The 17,721-nt window shown below is 57.8% G+C and carries 5 protein-coding genes; 3 read left to right on the forward strand and 2 right to left on the reverse strand.

Annotation, left to right across the window (positions count from 1 at the left end; genetic code table 11):
• The first annotated feature begins 137 nt into the window (after positions 1-137).
• Complete coding sequence (locus KGB18_RS07850; RefSeq protein ID WP_223569654.1) at positions 138-1,004, forward strand: carboxylate/amino acid/amine transporter; 867 nt, start codon at positions 138-140, stop codon at positions 1,002-1,004.
• Between the two features lie 108 nt (positions 1,005-1,112).
• Here KGB18_RS07850 and KGB18_RS07855 read toward each other — a convergent pair whose 3' ends face one another.
• Positions 1,113-2,411 carry a mechanosensitive ion channel family protein gene (locus tag KGB18_RS07855; protein WP_223569655.1) on the reverse strand — a complete coding sequence of 433 codons (1,299 nt, stop codon included), beginning with the start codon at positions 2,409-2,411 and terminating at the stop codon, positions 1,113-1,115.
• 193 nt (positions 2,412-2,604) lie between these two features.
• On the opposite strand from KGB18_RS07855, the gene KGB18_RS07860 reads away from it, so the two are divergent.
• Positions 2,605-3,951: a DEAD/DEAH box helicase gene (locus KGB18_RS07860; RefSeq protein WP_223569656.1), complete on the forward strand. Its 1,347-nt coding sequence runs from the start codon at positions 2,605-2,607 to the stop codon at positions 3,949-3,951.
• 140 nt (positions 3,952-4,091) lie between these two features.
• Here KGB18_RS07860 and KGB18_RS07865 read toward each other — a convergent pair whose 3' ends face one another.
• A complete protein-coding gene (locus KGB18_RS07865; RefSeq protein WP_123719233.1) occupies positions 4,092-4,370 on the reverse strand; it encodes a hypothetical protein in 279 nt (92 codons plus the stop codon).
• Between the two features lie 382 nt (positions 4,371-4,752).
• Between KGB18_RS07865 and KGB18_RS07870 the strand changes: the two genes are divergently transcribed.
• A complete protein-coding gene (locus tag KGB18_RS07870; protein ID WP_223569657.1) occupies positions 4,753-17,715 on the forward strand; it encodes a hemagglutinin repeat-containing protein in 12,963 nt (4,320 codons plus the stop codon).
• Positions 17,716-17,721: the final 6 nt, after the last annotated feature.

Here is a 17,721-nt window from a genome sequence, read left to right on the forward strand (position 1 = left end):
GTGTCAGGCCGCATTGAATTCGACTGACACACCGCCATCGCGGGCAAGCCCGCTCCCACAGGTTTTTGTGTGTTGCTGACTGTTCGCGATGAAGGGCAAAACCCGCTATCGTCGCCGCCATTCGAAATGAGGCGAGCATGGGCTATCTACTTTTTGTCACGCTGATCCAGGCGTTTTCCTTCAGTTTGATCGGCGAATACTTGGCCGGGCATGTCGACAGTTACTTCGCGGTGCTGGTACGGGTGCTGCTGGCGGGGCTGGTGTTCATTCCGCTGACGCGCTGGCGTCAGGTCGAGCCGGCGTTCATGCGCGGGATGTTGCTGATCGGCGCGTTGCAGTTCGGCGTGACCTACGTCTGTTTGTATTTGAGCTTCCGGGTACTGACGGTACCGGAAGTGTTGCTGTTCACCATCCTTACGCCGCTGCACGTGACCCTGATCGAAGACGCGCTGAACCGGCGCTTCAATCCTTGGGCATTGATCGCGGCATTAGTGGCGGTGGCGGGCGCGGCAGTGATTCGCTTTGACCGAATCAACCCGGATTTCTTCATGGGCTTTCTATTGCTGCAACTGGCCAACTTCACCTACGCCGCCGGGCAGGTGCTCTACAAACATCTGGTGGCCCGTCATCCGAGTGATCTGCCGCATTACCGGCGTTTCGGCTACTTCTACCTGGGCGCCTTGGCGGTGGCATTGCCGGCGTTTCTGCTGTTCGGCAAACAGAACTTCCTGCCCGAAGCGCCGCTGCAATGGGGCGTGCTGCTGTTCCTCGGCCTGGTCTCGACTGCATTGGGGTTGTACTGGTGGAACAAGGGCGCGTGCCTGGTGAACGGCGGGACGCTGGCGGTGATGAACAATTTGCATGTGCCGGTGGGGTTGCTGATCAACTTGCTGATCTGGAATCAGCATGAAGAGTTGGGGCGGTTGTTGTTTGGTGGGTCGGTGATTTTGATGGCGGTGTGGATTAGTCGGTTGGGTGTACGCAAACTTGTGGCTATCCACTGAACCCTGTGGGAGCGGGCTTGCCCGCGATAGCATTGTGTCAGGCAATATTAATATCGACTGACATGACCTCATCGCGGGCAAGCCAGCTCCCACAGGTTAGAGGCGGTGCTACATGATGTGTTTTTCGGGTTCGGGAATGTGGCTTGCGCCGAGCACCGCCGGGAGCAACCCCGACCGCAGATCACCACCGCTCGGCTGCTGATAAAGGCTCAAACCAAACTCCGGCAGCACCGCCAGCAGGTAATCGAAAATATCCCCCTGAATCCGCTCGTAATCAGTCCACGCGGTGGTGCGGGTGAAGCAGTAAATTTCCAGCGGGATACCTTGAGCGGTGGTCTGCATCTGGCGAACCATGCAGGTCATGTTCGGCTGAATCTCCGGGTGACTCTTCAGATACGCCAGCGCATAGGCGCGGAAGGTGCCGATGTTGGTCATCCGTCGACGATTGGCCGCCATCGCCGCGACGTTGCCCTGAGCTTCGTTCCAGGCCTTGAGCTCGGCTGTCTTGCGGCTCATGTAGTCGGTCAGCAGATGCACCTGGGACAGCTTCAGCTCTTCGTCATCGCGAATAAACCGCACGCCGCTGGCGTCGATGAACAGGCTGCGCTTGATCCGGCGCCCACCGGACTGCTGCATGCCGCGCCAGTTTTTGAACGACTCGGACATCAGGCGCCAGGTTGGGATCGACACAATCGTCTTGTCGAAATTCTGCACTTTGACCGTGTGCAAGGTGATGTCCACCACGTCACCGTCGGCACCGACTTGCGGCATCTCGATCCAGTCGCCGACCCGCAGCATGTCGTTGCTGGTCAGTTGCACACTGGCGACGAACGACAGCAGGGTGTCTTTGTAGACCAACAGAATCACCGCCGACATGGCGCCCAGACCCGACAGCAGCAACAGCGGCGAACGGTCGATCAACGTGGCGACGATGATGATCGCGCCAAACACGAACAGCACCATTTTCGCCAGTTGCACGTAGCCTTTGATCGAGCGGGTGCGGGCGTGTTCGGTGCGGGCATAGATGTCCAGCAGGGCATTGAGCAATGCGCTGACGGCCAGTACCAGGAACAGAATGGTGAACGCCAGCGCCACGTTGCCGAGGAAGTTCAGGCTGGTCTTGCCCAACTCCGGCACCAGGTGCAGGCCGAACTGGATCACCAGCGATGGCGTCATTTGCGCCAGGCGATGAAACACTTTGTTGTGGCGAAAATCGTTGACCCAGTGCAACGCCGGCTGGCGGCCGAGCATTTTGGTCGCATGAAGAATCAGGTAACGCGCCACTCGTCCGAGCACTAGCGCCACCACCAACAGCAACATCAGCGCGAGCGTGGAATGCAGGAGCGGGTGCTGATCGAGAGCACCCCAGAGGTCTTGGGCGTTGAGCCAGAGCTGTTTGATATCCATGGGTGAAAACGGTTCTTCTGTAGGACGCGACGGGGCGATTAGAGCATTTAAGACGTTCCGGATGACGTTTTGAGACAAAACAGGCAACAAAAAAACCATTGTTTAGCGCCGTTTGTATAAAGAAACTCGGCCTTCGCGCTCGAAACCGTTACCCTATGCAGCTGTTTTTTTGTATTTCTTCGAGGTAGCACCCGTGTTTTCCCAATTCGCCCTGCACGAACGCCTGCTCAAAGCCGTGGCCGAGCTTAAATTTGTCGAGCCAACGCCTGTGCAAGCAGCGGCTATTCCGCTGGCGCTGCAAGGGCGTGACCTGCGGGTGACAGCGCAAACCGGCAGCGGCAAAACCGCCGCCTTCGTTTTGCCGATCCTCAACCGCTTGATCGGCCCGGCCAAAGTCCGCGTCAGCATCAAGACCCTGATCCTGCTGCCGACCCGCGAGCTGGCCCAGCAGACCATCAAGGAAGTCGAGCGCTTCGCTCAGTTCACCTTCATCAAGTCCGGCCTGATCACCGGCGGTGAAGACTTCAAGGTCCAGGCCGCCATGCTGCGCAAAGTGCCGGACATCCTGATCGGTACGCCGGGTCGGATGATCGAGCAACTGAACGCCGGCAACCTCGACCTCAAAGAAGTCGAAGTGCTGGTGCTCGACGAAGCCGACCGCATGCTCGACATGGGCTTTGCCGAAGACGTACAGCGTCTGGTGGAAGAGTGCACCAACCGTCAGCAGACCATGCTGTTCTCCGCCACCACCGGCGGTTCGGGCCTGCGCGAGATGGTCGCCAAGGTCCTGAACAACCCTGAGCACTTGCAGCTCAACGCAGTCAGCCAGTTGAACGAAACCACCCGTCAGCAAATCATTACCGCTGACCACAACCAGCACAAAGAACAGATCGTGAACTGGCTGCTGGCCAACGAGACCTACCAGAAGGCCATCGTGTTCACCAACACCCGGGCCATGGCCGACCGTATCTACGGCCGCCTGGTGGCGCAGGAATACAAAGCATTCGTGCTGCACGGCGAGAAGGACCAGAAAGACCGCAAACTGGCCATCGACCGTCTGAAGCAGGGCGGGGTGAAAATCCTCGTCGCCACCGACGTCGCTGCCCGTGGCTTGGACGTGGACGGCCTGGACCTGGTGATCAACTTCGACATGCCGCGCAGCGGCGACGAATACGTTCACCGCATCGGTCGCACCGGTCGCGCCGGCAACGATGGTCTGGCCATCTCGCTGATCTGCCATGGCGACTGGAACCTGATGTCGAGCATCGAGCGCTACCTCAAGCAGAGCTTCGAGCGCCGCACCATCAAGGAAGTCAAAGGCACCTATGGCGGACCGAAAAAGGTCAAGGCCTCGGGCAAAGCCGTTGGCGTGAAGAAGAAAAAAGTCGACGCCAAAGGCGACAAGAAGAAAACCGGCGCCAAGGCCCCGACCAAGCGCAAGATCGCCAACCGCCCGAAGACCGACGCCCTGTCGCTGGTCAGCAAGGACGGCATGGCCCCGCTCAAGCGCCGCAAGCCGGAAGCGCCGGCTGCTGAATAAAGCGCGGTAGCGAACCAATAAAAACCCGGACAGTGTCCGGGTTTTTTATTACCTAAAAAGATCGCAGCCTTCGGCAGCTCCTACACAGGTTTAAGCGTGCACCTGAGCTGCCGAAGGCTGCGATCTTTTGATCTTGCCGTTTAACTCTCGGCTTTCTTCTCCGCCGACTGCAACTCCTTGAGACGCTGATCAATCAACTGGCACTTGTCCGGCAGATCCTTGCTGGCCGTCTCCAGGTCCATCTTCTGCAACTCATCGTTGATCTCCTTGGCCTTTGCCGGGTTCTGCTCAGTGATCTTGGCGACTTCCTTGGCCAATTGTTCGCGCTTGGCGGTGGCTACCTCGGGAGGGCAGGCCCAAACGGGGAGAGCGCAGGCGAGGGTGGCGGCGAGAGTCAGTTTCAGCAGGGTGGTTTTCATGAGTGAGCCTCATTTATTAATGTCACGGCGTTATTGAGTGGAGGGTTTTTCCATTGGGAAAGTTCAGACCATGAGCCAAAACCCGCGCGCTAGAGCGTCCACTCAAAAACATCTTGAACGGCTTGTTGACGTCAGAATGATGGCAACTTAATATCTAGCCATCATATTGATATCACTTCGCCGTTTCGAGGGACCGAACAGACCATCCGCACGCTGATGCAATGGTCGTTTACGCCACGCTTTGGACCTTCTGACCCAAGCGCGCATTTATCCCCTTATGACGTATTCGCTCTGCAAGCGCCTCCAGCATTTGCCGTGTCGGGACGGCTGTGTCTGTGAATTGCTCATTCCATTCTTGCCGATCGAAACGAGACCTTTTGACATGGACGTTCGCCACTACGCCTTCCTCGCTGGCCAGCCCTCTGCTGCGGTAAAAAACCGTGAGCACTTCTGGGGCATGCCCAAACGCGGCTTGGCCTTCCTGTTGGCCAACGTCATGTTCTGGCAACCGATGTGGGCGCAGGCCGACGGAATTGTGGTGGCCTCGCCAGGCACCAGCCTTGGGCAGGCAGGCAACGGTGTACCGATTATCCAGATCGCCACGCCCAACGGCAGCGGTCTGTCGCATAACCAGTTTCACGATTACAACGTCGGCACCCAGGGCGTGATCCTCAACAACGTCGCTAACCAGACCGGCGCGACGCAATTGGGCGGGATCATTATCGGCAACCCGAACCTGACCAATCGGGTCGCGGCACAAACCATCCTCAACGAAGTGGTCGGCGGCAGCCCCAGCCAGTTGCGCGGTTACACCGAAGTGGCGGGGCAGTCGGCGCGGGTCATCGTCGCCAACCCCTACGGCATCAGCTGCAACGGCTGTGGCTTCATCAACACCCCGCGCGTGACCCTGACCACCGGCAAACCGGTGCTCGACAACGGTCGGCTGGATCGCTTCCAGGTCGATCAGGGCAGCATTGCCATCGACGGTGCCGGGCTGAATGCCAACAACGTCGACCGCTTCGAAATCATTACTCGCAGCGCCAAGATCAACGCCGAGATTCAGGCCAGGAACCTGACCATCATCACTGGTCGTAACGACGTCAACGCTGACAGCCTCAACGCCACCGCCCGCGCCGATGACGGCAGTGCTAAACCGCAACTGGCCATCGACTCCTCGGCCTTCGGCGGCATGTACGCCGGGGCGATCAAACTGGTGGGCACCGAAGCCGGGGTCGGGGTGAAACTCGACGGCAAACTGATCGCCAGCGGCGGCGATATCCAGCTCGATGCCAATGGCCACTTGAGCCTGGTCGACACCTCCGCCACGAGCGGTGCAGTCAATGTCAAAGCCGCCAGCCTCGATGCGCGCGGCCCGGTCTACGCCGGCACCGCCGTCAACGTGCAAACCCAAGGCAACCTGACCAATCAGCAAACCCTCGCGGCCCGGGACAACATCACCCTGAGCGCCGGCGGTCAGCTGACCAACAACGGCGTCATCGAGGCCGGGGTTAATGCCGACACTAGCCGCAACGCCACGGGCGATGTGAGCCTGAGCGCGCAGAACCTCAACAACACCGGCAAGAGTGTGGCGGCCAGCCGTAATCTGACGGTTAATACGAGCCAGACCCTGAGCAATCAGAATGGCACGCTGAGCGCCGGGCAAGCCGCCAACATCGCCGCCGGGACCCTGGACAACCAGAATAACGGGCAGGTGCTGAGCAGCGGTGCGCTCAATGTCACGGCCAATCAGGTCCTCAACACCAACGGGGTGATCAACAGCACGGGTGCTTTGACGGGCACGATCGGTCAGCTGAACAACAGCAACGGTGAGTTGACCAGCCTGGCTAATGCAACCCTGAACATGACCTCCCTGGATAACGTCGCGGGTCTGGTGATGGCCGGACGTTTGCTGGATATCACCGCCAGTGGCGCGATCAACAATGTCGGCGGCACTCTCGGTGGGAAAAATGCTCTGACCGTCCGGGCACAAAACCTCGATAACAGCCAACAAGGTGAGCTGAGTAGTGAAGGTCAACTGACCACCCGGGTTAGTGGCCTGCTGAACAATCAAAATAAAGGGCTGATCCAGGCCAACGGCGCGATGGATGTGCAGGCCACACGCCTGGACAACCGTGAAGGCAAGATCTCCGGCCTCAACACGCTAACAGTCAGCAGCAACAACGCAGACAACCGCAACGGCGTGATTCGTGCCGATCAGGCGTTGAAGCTGCTGGTCACCGAGCTGGATAACAGCGCCAAAGGACGCCTCGAAAGCAAGGCTGCACTGACCTTTGACGGCAACAAACTGGACAACCGTAACGATGGTCTGCTGACGGCCAGCGGCCTGATCAGCCTCAAGGCCAAGGAGGTTGCCAACGACGCCGGCCGGATCTCCGGCAAGGACGACGTCGAGGCGAACATCGACGTCCTCAGTCAGCAGGCTGGCGAACTGGTTGCCGAGGGCAATCTGAAGCTGACCGGCAAGACGCTGGACAACCGTAAAGACGGCCTGGTCGCGTCGCTCAAATCGCTGACGGTCAACGTCGATCAGATCGACAACCGTGGCGGTTCACTGTCCAGCCAGACCGACCTGCACATCAACGGTGCGAGCCTGGACAACAGCGACAGCGGCAAAGTGCTGACTGACACGACCCTGGCACTGAAGGTCGATCAGATCATCAACCAGACCGCAGGCCTGATCTTCAGCAAAGGCGCGAGCACGCTCAACGGCATCGGGCTTAACAACGTCGCAGGCAAAATTGTCAGCCAGAATAGCTTGGTGTTGACCTTCGACGACGTCATGGACAACCAGCAAGGCCTGATCAGCAGTGAAGGGACGCTGAGGCTCACGGCCGACTCTCTGGACAACCGACTGGGCAAACTGTCCAGCCTCGAAGGTATGGAGCTCACCACGACGGCTGCGCTGCAAAACCAGGACGGATTGATCGCCTCGCAAAAAGGCCTGACGCTGGTCAGCGGCAGCCTCGACAACAGCGATAAGGGTGTGATCAGTGCCAAGGCTGCATCCACCGTCACCACTGGCGAGTTCAACAACAGCAAAGGCGGCAGTCTGGCAACTGACGGCACCCTGGATCTAACGGCCAAACACCTGGATAACTCGGCCGGCCAGATCGGCAGTCAGCAACAGTTGAACGTCTCGGTCACCAGCCTGGATCAAGACGGCGGCGAGCTGTTCAGCAACAGCGACCTGACCCTCGACCTGAACAACGGCCTGCTGAACAACCAACGCGGCAACATCCATACACCGGGTTTGTTGCTGTTGAAAAACCTCAATGAGGTGAACAACAGCGGTGGTGAAATCTCCGGTGCCAAGGCCTACAACCTCACAGCGCAAAGCCTGAGCAACGATGGCGGCAAGCTGCTGAGCAACGAGAAACTCACGCTGGTTATCGACCGTGCACTGAGCAACGTCAAAGGTCTGATCGCCTCTGCCGGCCTCGACAGTCGCAGTGCCAGCCTGAACAACGCCAGTGGTGAAATCCGTGGTCGCGGCGAAGTGGATCTGACGGTCACCGACGCTTTCGATAACCAGGCCGGCGTGGTCATTGCCGATGACGGGCTGACTGTAAAAGCCGCCAGCCTCGATAACCGCCAGGAGGGTTTGGTAGGGGCCACAAAAGCGCTGAAGCTGACCGTCGATGACATCGATAACCGTAACGGCGAACTGTCGAGCAAGGCTGATGTGACACTGATCGGCCAACAACTCGACAATAGCGACGCCGGTTACATCCTGGCTGGTGGCAACCTTGCACTGACCGTAGACAAGGTCATCAACCGCAACAAAGGGCTGCTGTCCGGCGACACCGGGTTGACGCTGACCGGGAAAACCCTGGAAAACAGCGGACGCCTGACCACGCTGAACAACCTCACGGTGAACCTCACTTCGGATCTGGACAACAATCAGGGCAGCCTCGTCAGCGAGGGCGAATTGGCGATCGATGCCCAGAGCCTGAGCAACAACGGCGGCACGATTTCCAGCGCCAAGGCGCTCACAATCGATAGCAAAGGCGCGGTCAGCAACCAGGGCGGCAAACTGCTGACCGACACCACACTGACCCTCACTAGCACCAGTCTGGATAACCAGCAAAAAGGTGCGATCAGCAGCAAAGGTGGAATGAGCATCACCACCGGCGCGCTCAATAACAGCCAGGCCAGTATTTACGCGGGCGACAATCTGGAGCTGAGCGCCGGCCAGGTCACCAACACCGGCGGCAGCATCGGCGCGGCCACCTCCTTGGTTGCCAGCGTCAGTGGCCTCGATCAGCAAGGCGGCAAACTGTTCAGCAAGGGCACCTTGAGCCTGGACGTGAACGGCGGCGCTCTGAACAACGAGGATGGCTTCATCAGCGCACCGGGCCAACTCCTGCTGAAAAACCTTGCCGGCGTGAACAACCGAAACGGTGAAATCTCCAGCGAGGAAGCCTTCGACCTGGTCGCCAAACAACTGGATAACAGCGACGGTCGACTGCTCAGCAACCAGAAACTTACCCTGCAAATCGACAACGCGCTGACCTCGGTAAAAGGCAAAATCGCCGCCGCAGCATTGCAAGTCCGCGCCGCCAGTCTGGATAACAGCGTCGGCACAATACTCAGCGATGGCGATCTGCAAGTGACCGTCGACGGTCTACTGACCAACCAGAACAAAGGCCTGATCAAAGCGGCCGGACAACTCACCCTCAACAGCAACGGTCTGGATAACCAGGGCGGTACGCTGCTGGGTGGCACTGGTCTGAGCATCGATCTGGGTGCAGCACCTGCCGACCTGAATAACCAGAACGGCCTGATCAACACCAAGGGCGTGTTGAGCATTGCGCACCTGCGTGACCTGAATAACCAGCAAGGCGAAATCTCCAGCGTCCACAGCTTCAGCCTGACCGGCAACACGCTGGATAACCGCGGCGGCGACTTGATCAGCAATGATCAATTGACCCTCAACGCCACCCGCCTGAATAACCAGGGAGGCCTGATTTCCGGTTGGAACAAACTCACCGTTGCCGGCGGTAGCCTCGATAACAGCCAGGAAGGCACGCTCTCCAGCCTGCTCGGCAATCTGAACATCGACCTCAGCGGTGCGCTGATCAACAACGCCAAGGGCGGCCTGGCCGGCAAAGGCGATGTGACCATCACGGCCGCCAGTCTCGACAACAGCAACGGCATCGTGACCAGTGGCGGCAAGCAGACGCTGACGATGACTCAAGGTGCGATCAACAACACCTCGGGTGGCTTGATCGAAAGCAGCGGCACACTGGATATCAGCGCGGTCTCCTTGAACAACGCGTCGGGGAACGTCACCGCGAACAAAGCGCTGACCTTCACCGGTACGAGCCTGGATAACAGCAACGGCAGCCTGGTCGGCGAAGACAGCATCACCCTCGATCTACTTGGTGCGCTGACCAACATCAAAGGCGAGCTGGGTAGTACGGGGCCGCTGGTGATCAAGCGTTCCAGCAGCATCGATAACCAGGGCGGCCAGCTACTCAGTCAAGGTTTGTTGAGCCTGTTGACTGGAAACCTGAATAACAGCCAGGAGGGCACCGTGGCTGCCAACGGGCAGCTCGACCTCACCGCCACCGGCAGTGTTCGCAACGATGCCGACGGCCTGATCTCCAGTCGCGACGCAGGCATCAACCTCAAAGCCGCGTCCCTCAACAATGCCGGCGGCGCGCTGCAAAGCCTGGGCGCATTGACCCTGGACGTGAAGGGCGGCGCCATCGACAACCAGGGCGGCAAGGTCATCGCCCAGAACGGTGAACTGAACATCACCGCCGCCAGCCTCGACAGCCGCGCCGGTGTGCTATCGAGCCTCAAAGGTTTGCTGCAGACCCGCCTGACGGGCGTTTTGCGCAATGGCCAAGGCGGCAAGATCGAAGGCAACCGCCTCGACCTTCAGGCCTTGGGCGGAATCTACAGTGACGGCGGACGCATCGCCGCCAACACCGGCGACATTTTGCTTAACGCTGGCGACGCCGCTATCGATAACAGCAACGGCGGAATTTACGCCAAAGGCCAGGTCAAGGTTATTGGCGGTTCGCTGAACAACAACGCCGGCAAGATCAGCGGCGATGGTATCGACGTCGTTCTCGATAGCAATCTCACCAACCGCGGTGGATTGATCGAAAGCGCCGGCACCCTCGCAGTGCGTGCCGCCAGCGTCGATAACCAGTCGGGCAAACTGCGTGCGTTGGGTGTCGGTGGGAAAACCAACTTCCAGATCGGCAGCCTGTTCGATAACCGCAATGGTCTGGTGGAAACGGCCAACACTGACCTGACCCTCGCGACGCCAAGCTTCCTGAACGCGGGCGGCACCGTGACTCATGTGGGCGTGGGTGAGTTCGATATCTCGACGGCCAACGTCATGAATGCCGGCGGTTCGCTGGTGACGCGTGGCGGGCTGACGCTGAATGCCGATAGCTGGACTAACAGCAGTGTGATTCAGGCGGGGCGGTTGACGGTCAACGTCAATAACCTGGTACAAACCGCAAGCGGCCAGTTGCTGGGCTCCGACAGTTTCATCGGCAGCGGGGTCAATTGGTCCAACGAAGGCCTGCTGGCCAGTAGCGGTACTTTCAGCCTCGACTTGAGCGGAGCATACGGCGGAAACGGGCGGGTCAGCAGTGTCAGGAATTTGGGGCTTACAGCCTCTCAGATTGACTTGACCGCTGCGGCCAGTATCACCGGCGCTTCGGCTTCTACGGTTACCAGTCGTGGCAGTCTGAACAACTTTGGTCGAATCACTTCGGCTGACAGTCTGACTGTCAATGCCGCCTCGCTGACCAACAACGGCACCCTCGGTGGTGCCGGCAATTTGCGCATCAGCAGCAACTCATTGCTCAACCAGAACGGGCTGATTTTCAGCGGTGGCGACATGGTCTTGCGCGTGGGGACGCTCACCAACCGCTACGCGGACATCTATAGCCTGGGCAACATCAGCATCGCCCGGGATGACAGCAATGGCTGGAGTTCATCGATCAACAACATCTCGGCGACCATCGAAAGTGTCGGCGATATGACTCTGGCGGCCGATCATATCGAGAACCGCAAGGATGTGTTTCAGGTAACCGGTGGCGGGCTGGTTTCGGGTGCAATTGGGCTGCAGTGCTACTCATGTTCATCGTTTGATGGCTTTGAGCCTCATTTCCCTGGATATCTGGTTTGGGTGGAAAACTACCAATCTCAGATCATTCAGGACTCGGCATCTGCCAGTTTGACAGCAGGTCGAAACTTTACTGGTAACGGTCGAGAGCTACTGAATAACGCCTCCACTATCAGTGCAGGAAGCGACTTGTCGTTAAATCTGCAGAACTTCACTAACCAGGGGGCGGCGGTTGGCGATTACAGCATAAGACGCTCGCTTGGTGGGGCGAAGGATTCCTTGCATCAGTGGCTGGCGATCATGGATTACAACGCTGCCAATGACCCGTCTTATGATCCGGGTCCCTCCGGGTATAGGGATGGACGTTTGTTCAGTCCAAACTTGCGTGTATGGAACAGCGAAGGCGTTGAGTCTCTCGAGCGCATAGGGGGGCGTTCCAGTGGTGGTGAGGCGATTCGTTACATTAGGTTTGGGTCAATATGGGTGGAATATGACGGGAAATACGAGTTTACACGTCCACATTACAGTGATGGCGTCCGCACCGAAGCCCCTGACTTTGTCAAAAACGCCGCCTTCTCTGAAAACACCATTACCTACAGCAGCCCGTCGTCGTACGCCAATGCTGTCGTTCAGGCCGGTGGCAAGGTTTACATCAACGCGACTCAGAACCTGACAAACAGTGTGGTTCGTGACGGTGTAGCCGCGGGTGCCGGCGCCTCTCGTCTGGGATCTACACAACTCGCCGGTCAAGTGACCCCGACCGTCATCAGCATTAATTCCCAGCTGCCACCGGACCTGGCCCAACAACAGGTCAACCCGCTGACGCTACCCGGTTTCACCCTGCCAACGGGAGACAACGGCCTGTTCCGCCTTAGCGGTAAAGGCGGCACCGAGCAAACGATGGTACCCGGACAGAGCTGGACTATTGGTTCCGTCACGGCCGCTACCACCCAGCGTTCGGACGGCATGCCTGTCAGGCAAGCCACCGAGTTCCAGTTCGACAAGAACGACCCGGTCTCGGTCAAAAAACGCGAGCTGGCCCTGGCCAGTCGCCCGTCGGTGAATCTCAACGACAAGACCGCGCAGGTCAACGTCAATGCCGCCGCCGGTGACGGTCCGATCGGTGTGCTGTTGCCCGGGAGCCCGTCCTTCAACGTGCCGCGTGTGCAGGGTCTGCCTGACACCAGCGTGCGCTCCAACCCGCACAAGTACCTGATCGAAACCAACCCGGTACTGACCAACCTCAAGCAATTCATGAGTTCGGACTACCTGCTGGCGAACCTCGGCTACAACCCGGACACCAGCGCCAAACGCCTGGGCGATGGTTTGTTCGAGCAACGTCTAATCCAGCAGTCGATCGTCGCACGGACCGGCCAACGCTTCATCGACGGCCAGACCTCTGACGAAGCAATGTTCAAGTACCTGATGAACAACGCCATCGCCAGCAAGGACCAGTTGAACCTGTCCATGGGCGTGACGCTGACCTCCCAACAAGTGGCGGCGCTGACCCACGACATCGTCTGGCTCGAAGAGCACGTAGTGAATGGTGAAAAAGTTCTGGTGCCGGTGCTCTATCTGGCCCAGGCCAACAACCGTCTGGCACCCAACGGCGCGTTGATCCAGGGCGGTGACGTGACCCTGATCGCCGGCCAGGATCTGAACAACGCCGGCACCCTGCGCGCCACTAACAACCTTTCCGCCGAGGCCGGCAACGACCTCACCAACACCGGCTTGATCGAGGCAGGTGATCGCCTGACGCTGAAGGCGGGCAACAACATCGTCAACAAATCGGGCGGGATTATCTCGGGTCGTGACGTGACTCTTACGGCGACCAATGGCGATGTGATCAACCAGCGTGATGTGACCGGTGTTGATGTCCGTCGGGGTGGAAGTCTGCAGCATCGCGACTACCTGGACAATGCGGCGCGAATCGAGGCGGCTAACGATCTGAGTATCGATGCGGGTCGTGACATCAACAACATTGGTGGTGTGTTGCAGAGTGGGCGTGATCTCGAACTTGATGCGGGCCGAGACGTCAACATCACCTCGGTCCAGGATCGCAGCACCAACGCGCGTGGCAGCCATTTCCTCAACCAGACCATTACCCAGCATGCTGCTGAGGTGACGTCTGGGCGGGATCTTACCATCCGTGCCGACCGCGACATCACCGCCATCGCCAGTCGATTGGATGCCAAACTCGATGTTGAATTGAGCGCGGGTAATGACATTCTCCTGGCCTCTGCAGCCAATGAGAGCGATTACGTGTCTCGCAGCAAGAAAAGGGCACAGGAGAGCCACAGCATCAGCCAACAGGCCACAGTGCTGAATTCAGGGCGGGATATTGCGATTTATGCAGGCAATGATTTGGGCATTATTGCCAGCCGAATCAAGGCTCAAGAGGACATCAGTCTCGGTGCCGAGCAGGACATCATTGTCGCTTCGGCCAAAGATGAAAGCTCTTCTTACTACTACAAGAAGAAAAACGGTTCCTTCGGGCGCAGTAAAACCACTCAGCGCGAGAGCTACGACAGCACTAACGTCGCTTCGGTCATCGACGCAGGCCAGGATCTGACCGTCAACACCAGAAAAGACGAAGACGGCAGTGTCAGTCTCAATGGAGGGCGCAATGTCACTATCATCGGCAGTCAACTGAAGGCCGGTGATGATTTGGTAGTGGGTGCCACGAATGACGTCTCGATACTTTCAGGTATCGAAGAAAGCGGTTCCTACAACAAAAAAACCAAAACAGGGTTGTTCGGGATGTCGTCGAGCGGCAGCAGCCAGCTCAAGACCAACGTTACCCAAGTTGGTAGCGAACTCACTGCCGGTAATGATGCAGTCATCATTGGTGGCCGTGATGTGAATTTGAATGCCAGTGTCATCAACGCCGACAACAATGCAGAGCTGCACGCTGGACTGTTGGATGAAACCGGTGACATCAATCTCTCATCCGCTGACAACGAAGCCTACAGCCGTGCCGAAGAGTTCAAGAAAAAGCTTGGCTTGTCGCTCAAAGACACTGTCGGTCTGTTCGCGGGCACACCGGGCGCCGGCGCCGACATCACGTTGAATGCTTCCCACAAAGGAGGGCGTGAAGTTGTCAGCGTCACCAGTGTCGGCAGTCAGATCAATGCCGGCAATGACGCTATTTTGAAAGCCACTCGGGATATCAACATCATCGGCAGCGGCATCAACGCCGGTCACGACGCGAACATTGATGCGGGCCGAGATGTGAACGTAGTGGCGAGTACCGATCAGCAGCGCAGCAGCAGTTGGGAAACTGATAAGAGCTACGGCATCAAGCAAACGATCGATAACAATGGGTTCAGCACGTTTGTTGGTAATGAAACTATCAAGCACGGGGTTGACAGCAGCGGTCACACCGCAGCAGGTAGCTCGATCTCTGCGGGGCAAAACCTGAAGGTCAACGCTGGTCGCGACGTTAATCTGCAGGGCTCGGACTTGCAGTCGGGTATCGATCTGAAGTTGAAAGCCGAACGCGACATCAATATCGACGCCGCAGAGCAGGCCAGTGCAATCACTACTTGGGACAGCGTGAAGCGTAACGGCACCACAACCACTGTTGCCTACAACATCGGTAATACGATCGATGGTCTCAAAGGCACTGGTAAAGGTGAGGATGGGGTCAGCCAAGCGTCGAGCGTGTTGAAGGCGGTCGATACCCTCGGTCAGTTTTTCAGCGGGCCGAGTTTTGATGGACACGCGGGCGCTTCGAGTACCAGCCAGACCCGGACGCAGACATCTGTTACCAATCGCCCTTCGACTCTTTCGGCAGCCAATGACATCAGTCTGGAAGCCGGTAATAACGTCAGCGTGCACGGGAGTCAGTTGGATTCCGGACGCAACATCAATATCACGGGTCGCAACATCACGCTCGATGTCGCCCATGGTACTGAAGGCAGTGACGGAAATCAGACCCAGAGCAAGGGCGGCCTCAAGGGTGGCACAACCGGTGGTTTCAAGCTTGGGGTCGGTATCAGTAATGCCGGAAGCCAGGATGGGTCGACTCAGGGCAACTCCACACCAACACAGCTTAATGCTGGCGGCAGCATAAACCTGGATGCCAAAAACGATCTGACGCTGATCGGCACCCAAGCCATCGCTGAGCGTGATATCAAGCTCAAGGCAGGCAACGACCTGAATATTCTGTCGGCGCAAAATGCATCGAGCAGTGAAAACAGTCGTCGCAGTTGGGGCGCTGAAGGGGGGGTGATTGCCGGACAGGACGGGTTCGGCTTCTACGGCTCCGTTAACGCCGGTCTGGGTGACCTCGAACGACAGGGTGTTCAGCAGCAGCAAGCCTACCTGTACGCGGGTAATAGCCTGAACTTCGAAAGCGGTCGTGATACCACCATTGCCGGCGCCACCTTACGCGGTGACGAAGTGATTGGTGATGTCGGTCGCAACCTCACCGTCACCTCTGTGCCCAACACCGGAAAGGTCGAGGGTAAAGAGTTCGATGCCAGCCTCACCGTGGCCGTCAGCTTCGGTGTAACGGCCAGCGGCTCCTTGGGTTACGGCCAAACCAATGGCAAAACTAACTGGGTCGAAAACCAGACCGTCATCAGCGGCAAAAGCAAAGTCGATATCCGTACCGAAAACCATACCCAACTGGACGGTGCGGTGATCTCTGCCGACAACGGCAATCTGAAACTGGACACCGATACCCTGGGCTACCGCAACATCACCGGCAAGGACAACGAACACGGTTACTACCTCAATGTCAGCGGCAGCTACAGTGGCGGGGGCGGCTCTCAGGCCGACAAACCGAACAAGGGTATGGAAGGGCCGGAAAAAAGCAGCTGGGCGGTGGAAGGTTACAACTACACCAAGGATCGCGAGCAGACACTGAATGCCACGGTCGGCGCGGGTGAGATTGTCGTTCGCCATGACAAGGTGACTGGTCAGGACTCCACGGCAGGTCTTAACCGTGATGTAAACAAAGCATACGAGGTGACTCGCGATGACGAGCACCGAACGGATCTGTACGTAAGCAGCACTTCGCTCGCAGCTGTCATGGATCCTGAAAAGACATACGATCAGTGGGTGAAAAGTGTTGAGACGTACGGTGAGAACAGCATTGAGTCGCTGAACAAGCTGGTGGATCTCATGTTTGCCACCGATGCCTACAGAAGAGGCTATGGCGTCGGTATGGCTGATTTTATGGCTAATTATGTTCTCGCCGATCGCGCTGCTACTCGAGTGTTTCTGAAACTATTGCGTGAGGAATCCACACGAAAAGAAGCAGTCAAAGCCTCGGTCGAGAAGATAATGAACGGGGTTTCAACCCCAGAATCACAAGCGCTCGCTGCACGTATTGCCGAAATCGCAGCGACTAATCCTGAGTTAGCAATGGGCTTGTTGAATTATCTTGAGCGCTTGCAAACTACCCACCCTGAACGATCGAACTTTTTGCCTCTGGTTATGGCCGGCGGTGCTCTGGCCGCCTTAGGGGCGGCGTTGCTGACGGTTGCGAACTCACCGCAGAACCAGGAAAACATGCGCAATGCAGTGAATGCGCTGCTTGAGTCGATGAAAGACACTGGTCTGCAATCTTACGAGCGTCTCAAATTGGCCACCGAGTTGTGGGAAAGCATTCTCGGCACGGCATTTCCGATACACCTGCTCGACCCTAAATATGGGACGTTGATCAATCCAATAGAGGACACTGACGTTCAGCATCCGGTGAGTGCCGGTGGATTTACCATCCAGCCTTCATCGCCAAGCAATACCGGGGGAAGCACGATCGAAGACGGCGGAGGGTGGAGTACTACTTCCCCCGCGGTGGATCCGAACCTGTCGCCGGGCAATATGTTCAGTAGCCCGGTTGACTACGATCATATTATCGGCGCCGATTATAATAAGGATGACAAACCAACTGGTGCTCATACATTGTTGAACGGGGATGTGAGAATTGTGCCGGGGACACAGTCGGCACCGGATCCATCCGGTGTCTACGAGGCAACTGTACAGGTACCGGATCGAAACAATCCTGGTCAGTGGATCACCAAGCCAGCTAATGATGAGGTGAATACAATGTTCCCCGCCTCATGGGATAAGGCGCGACTCATCTACGAAGTTGATGCTGCGTGGAATAGTCCCAGAAAAGTAGTCACAGGTACGAAATGGCGCTCGGTAACTCCATCTGGAGTTACCGTTCAGGGATACACTTATCCAAGAACAACGGTTTACCCTATCTACAGACCTTAAACATTG

The organism is Pseudomonas sp. BF-R-26 (assembly GCF_019947395.1).
GTDB lineage: Bacteria > Pseudomonadota > Gammaproteobacteria > Pseudomonadales > Pseudomonadaceae > Aquipseudomonas > Aquipseudomonas farris.

Coding starts and splice junctions, on each gene's coding strand:
- KGB18_RS07850 (WP_223569654.1), top strand. CDS start 138: ATGGGCTATCTACTTTTTGTCACGCTGATCCAGGCGTTTTCCTTCAGT.
- KGB18_RS07855 (WP_223569655.1), bottom strand. CDS start 2,411: ATGGATATCAAACAGCTCTGGCTCAACGCCCAAGACCTCTGGGGTGCT.
- KGB18_RS07865 (WP_123719233.1), bottom strand. CDS start 4,370: ATGAAAACCACCCTGCTGAAACTGACTCTCGCCGCCACCCTCGCCTGC.
- KGB18_RS07870 (WP_223569657.1), top strand. CDS start 4,753: ATGGACGTTCGCCACTACGCCTTCCTCGCTGGCCAGCCCTCTGCTGCG.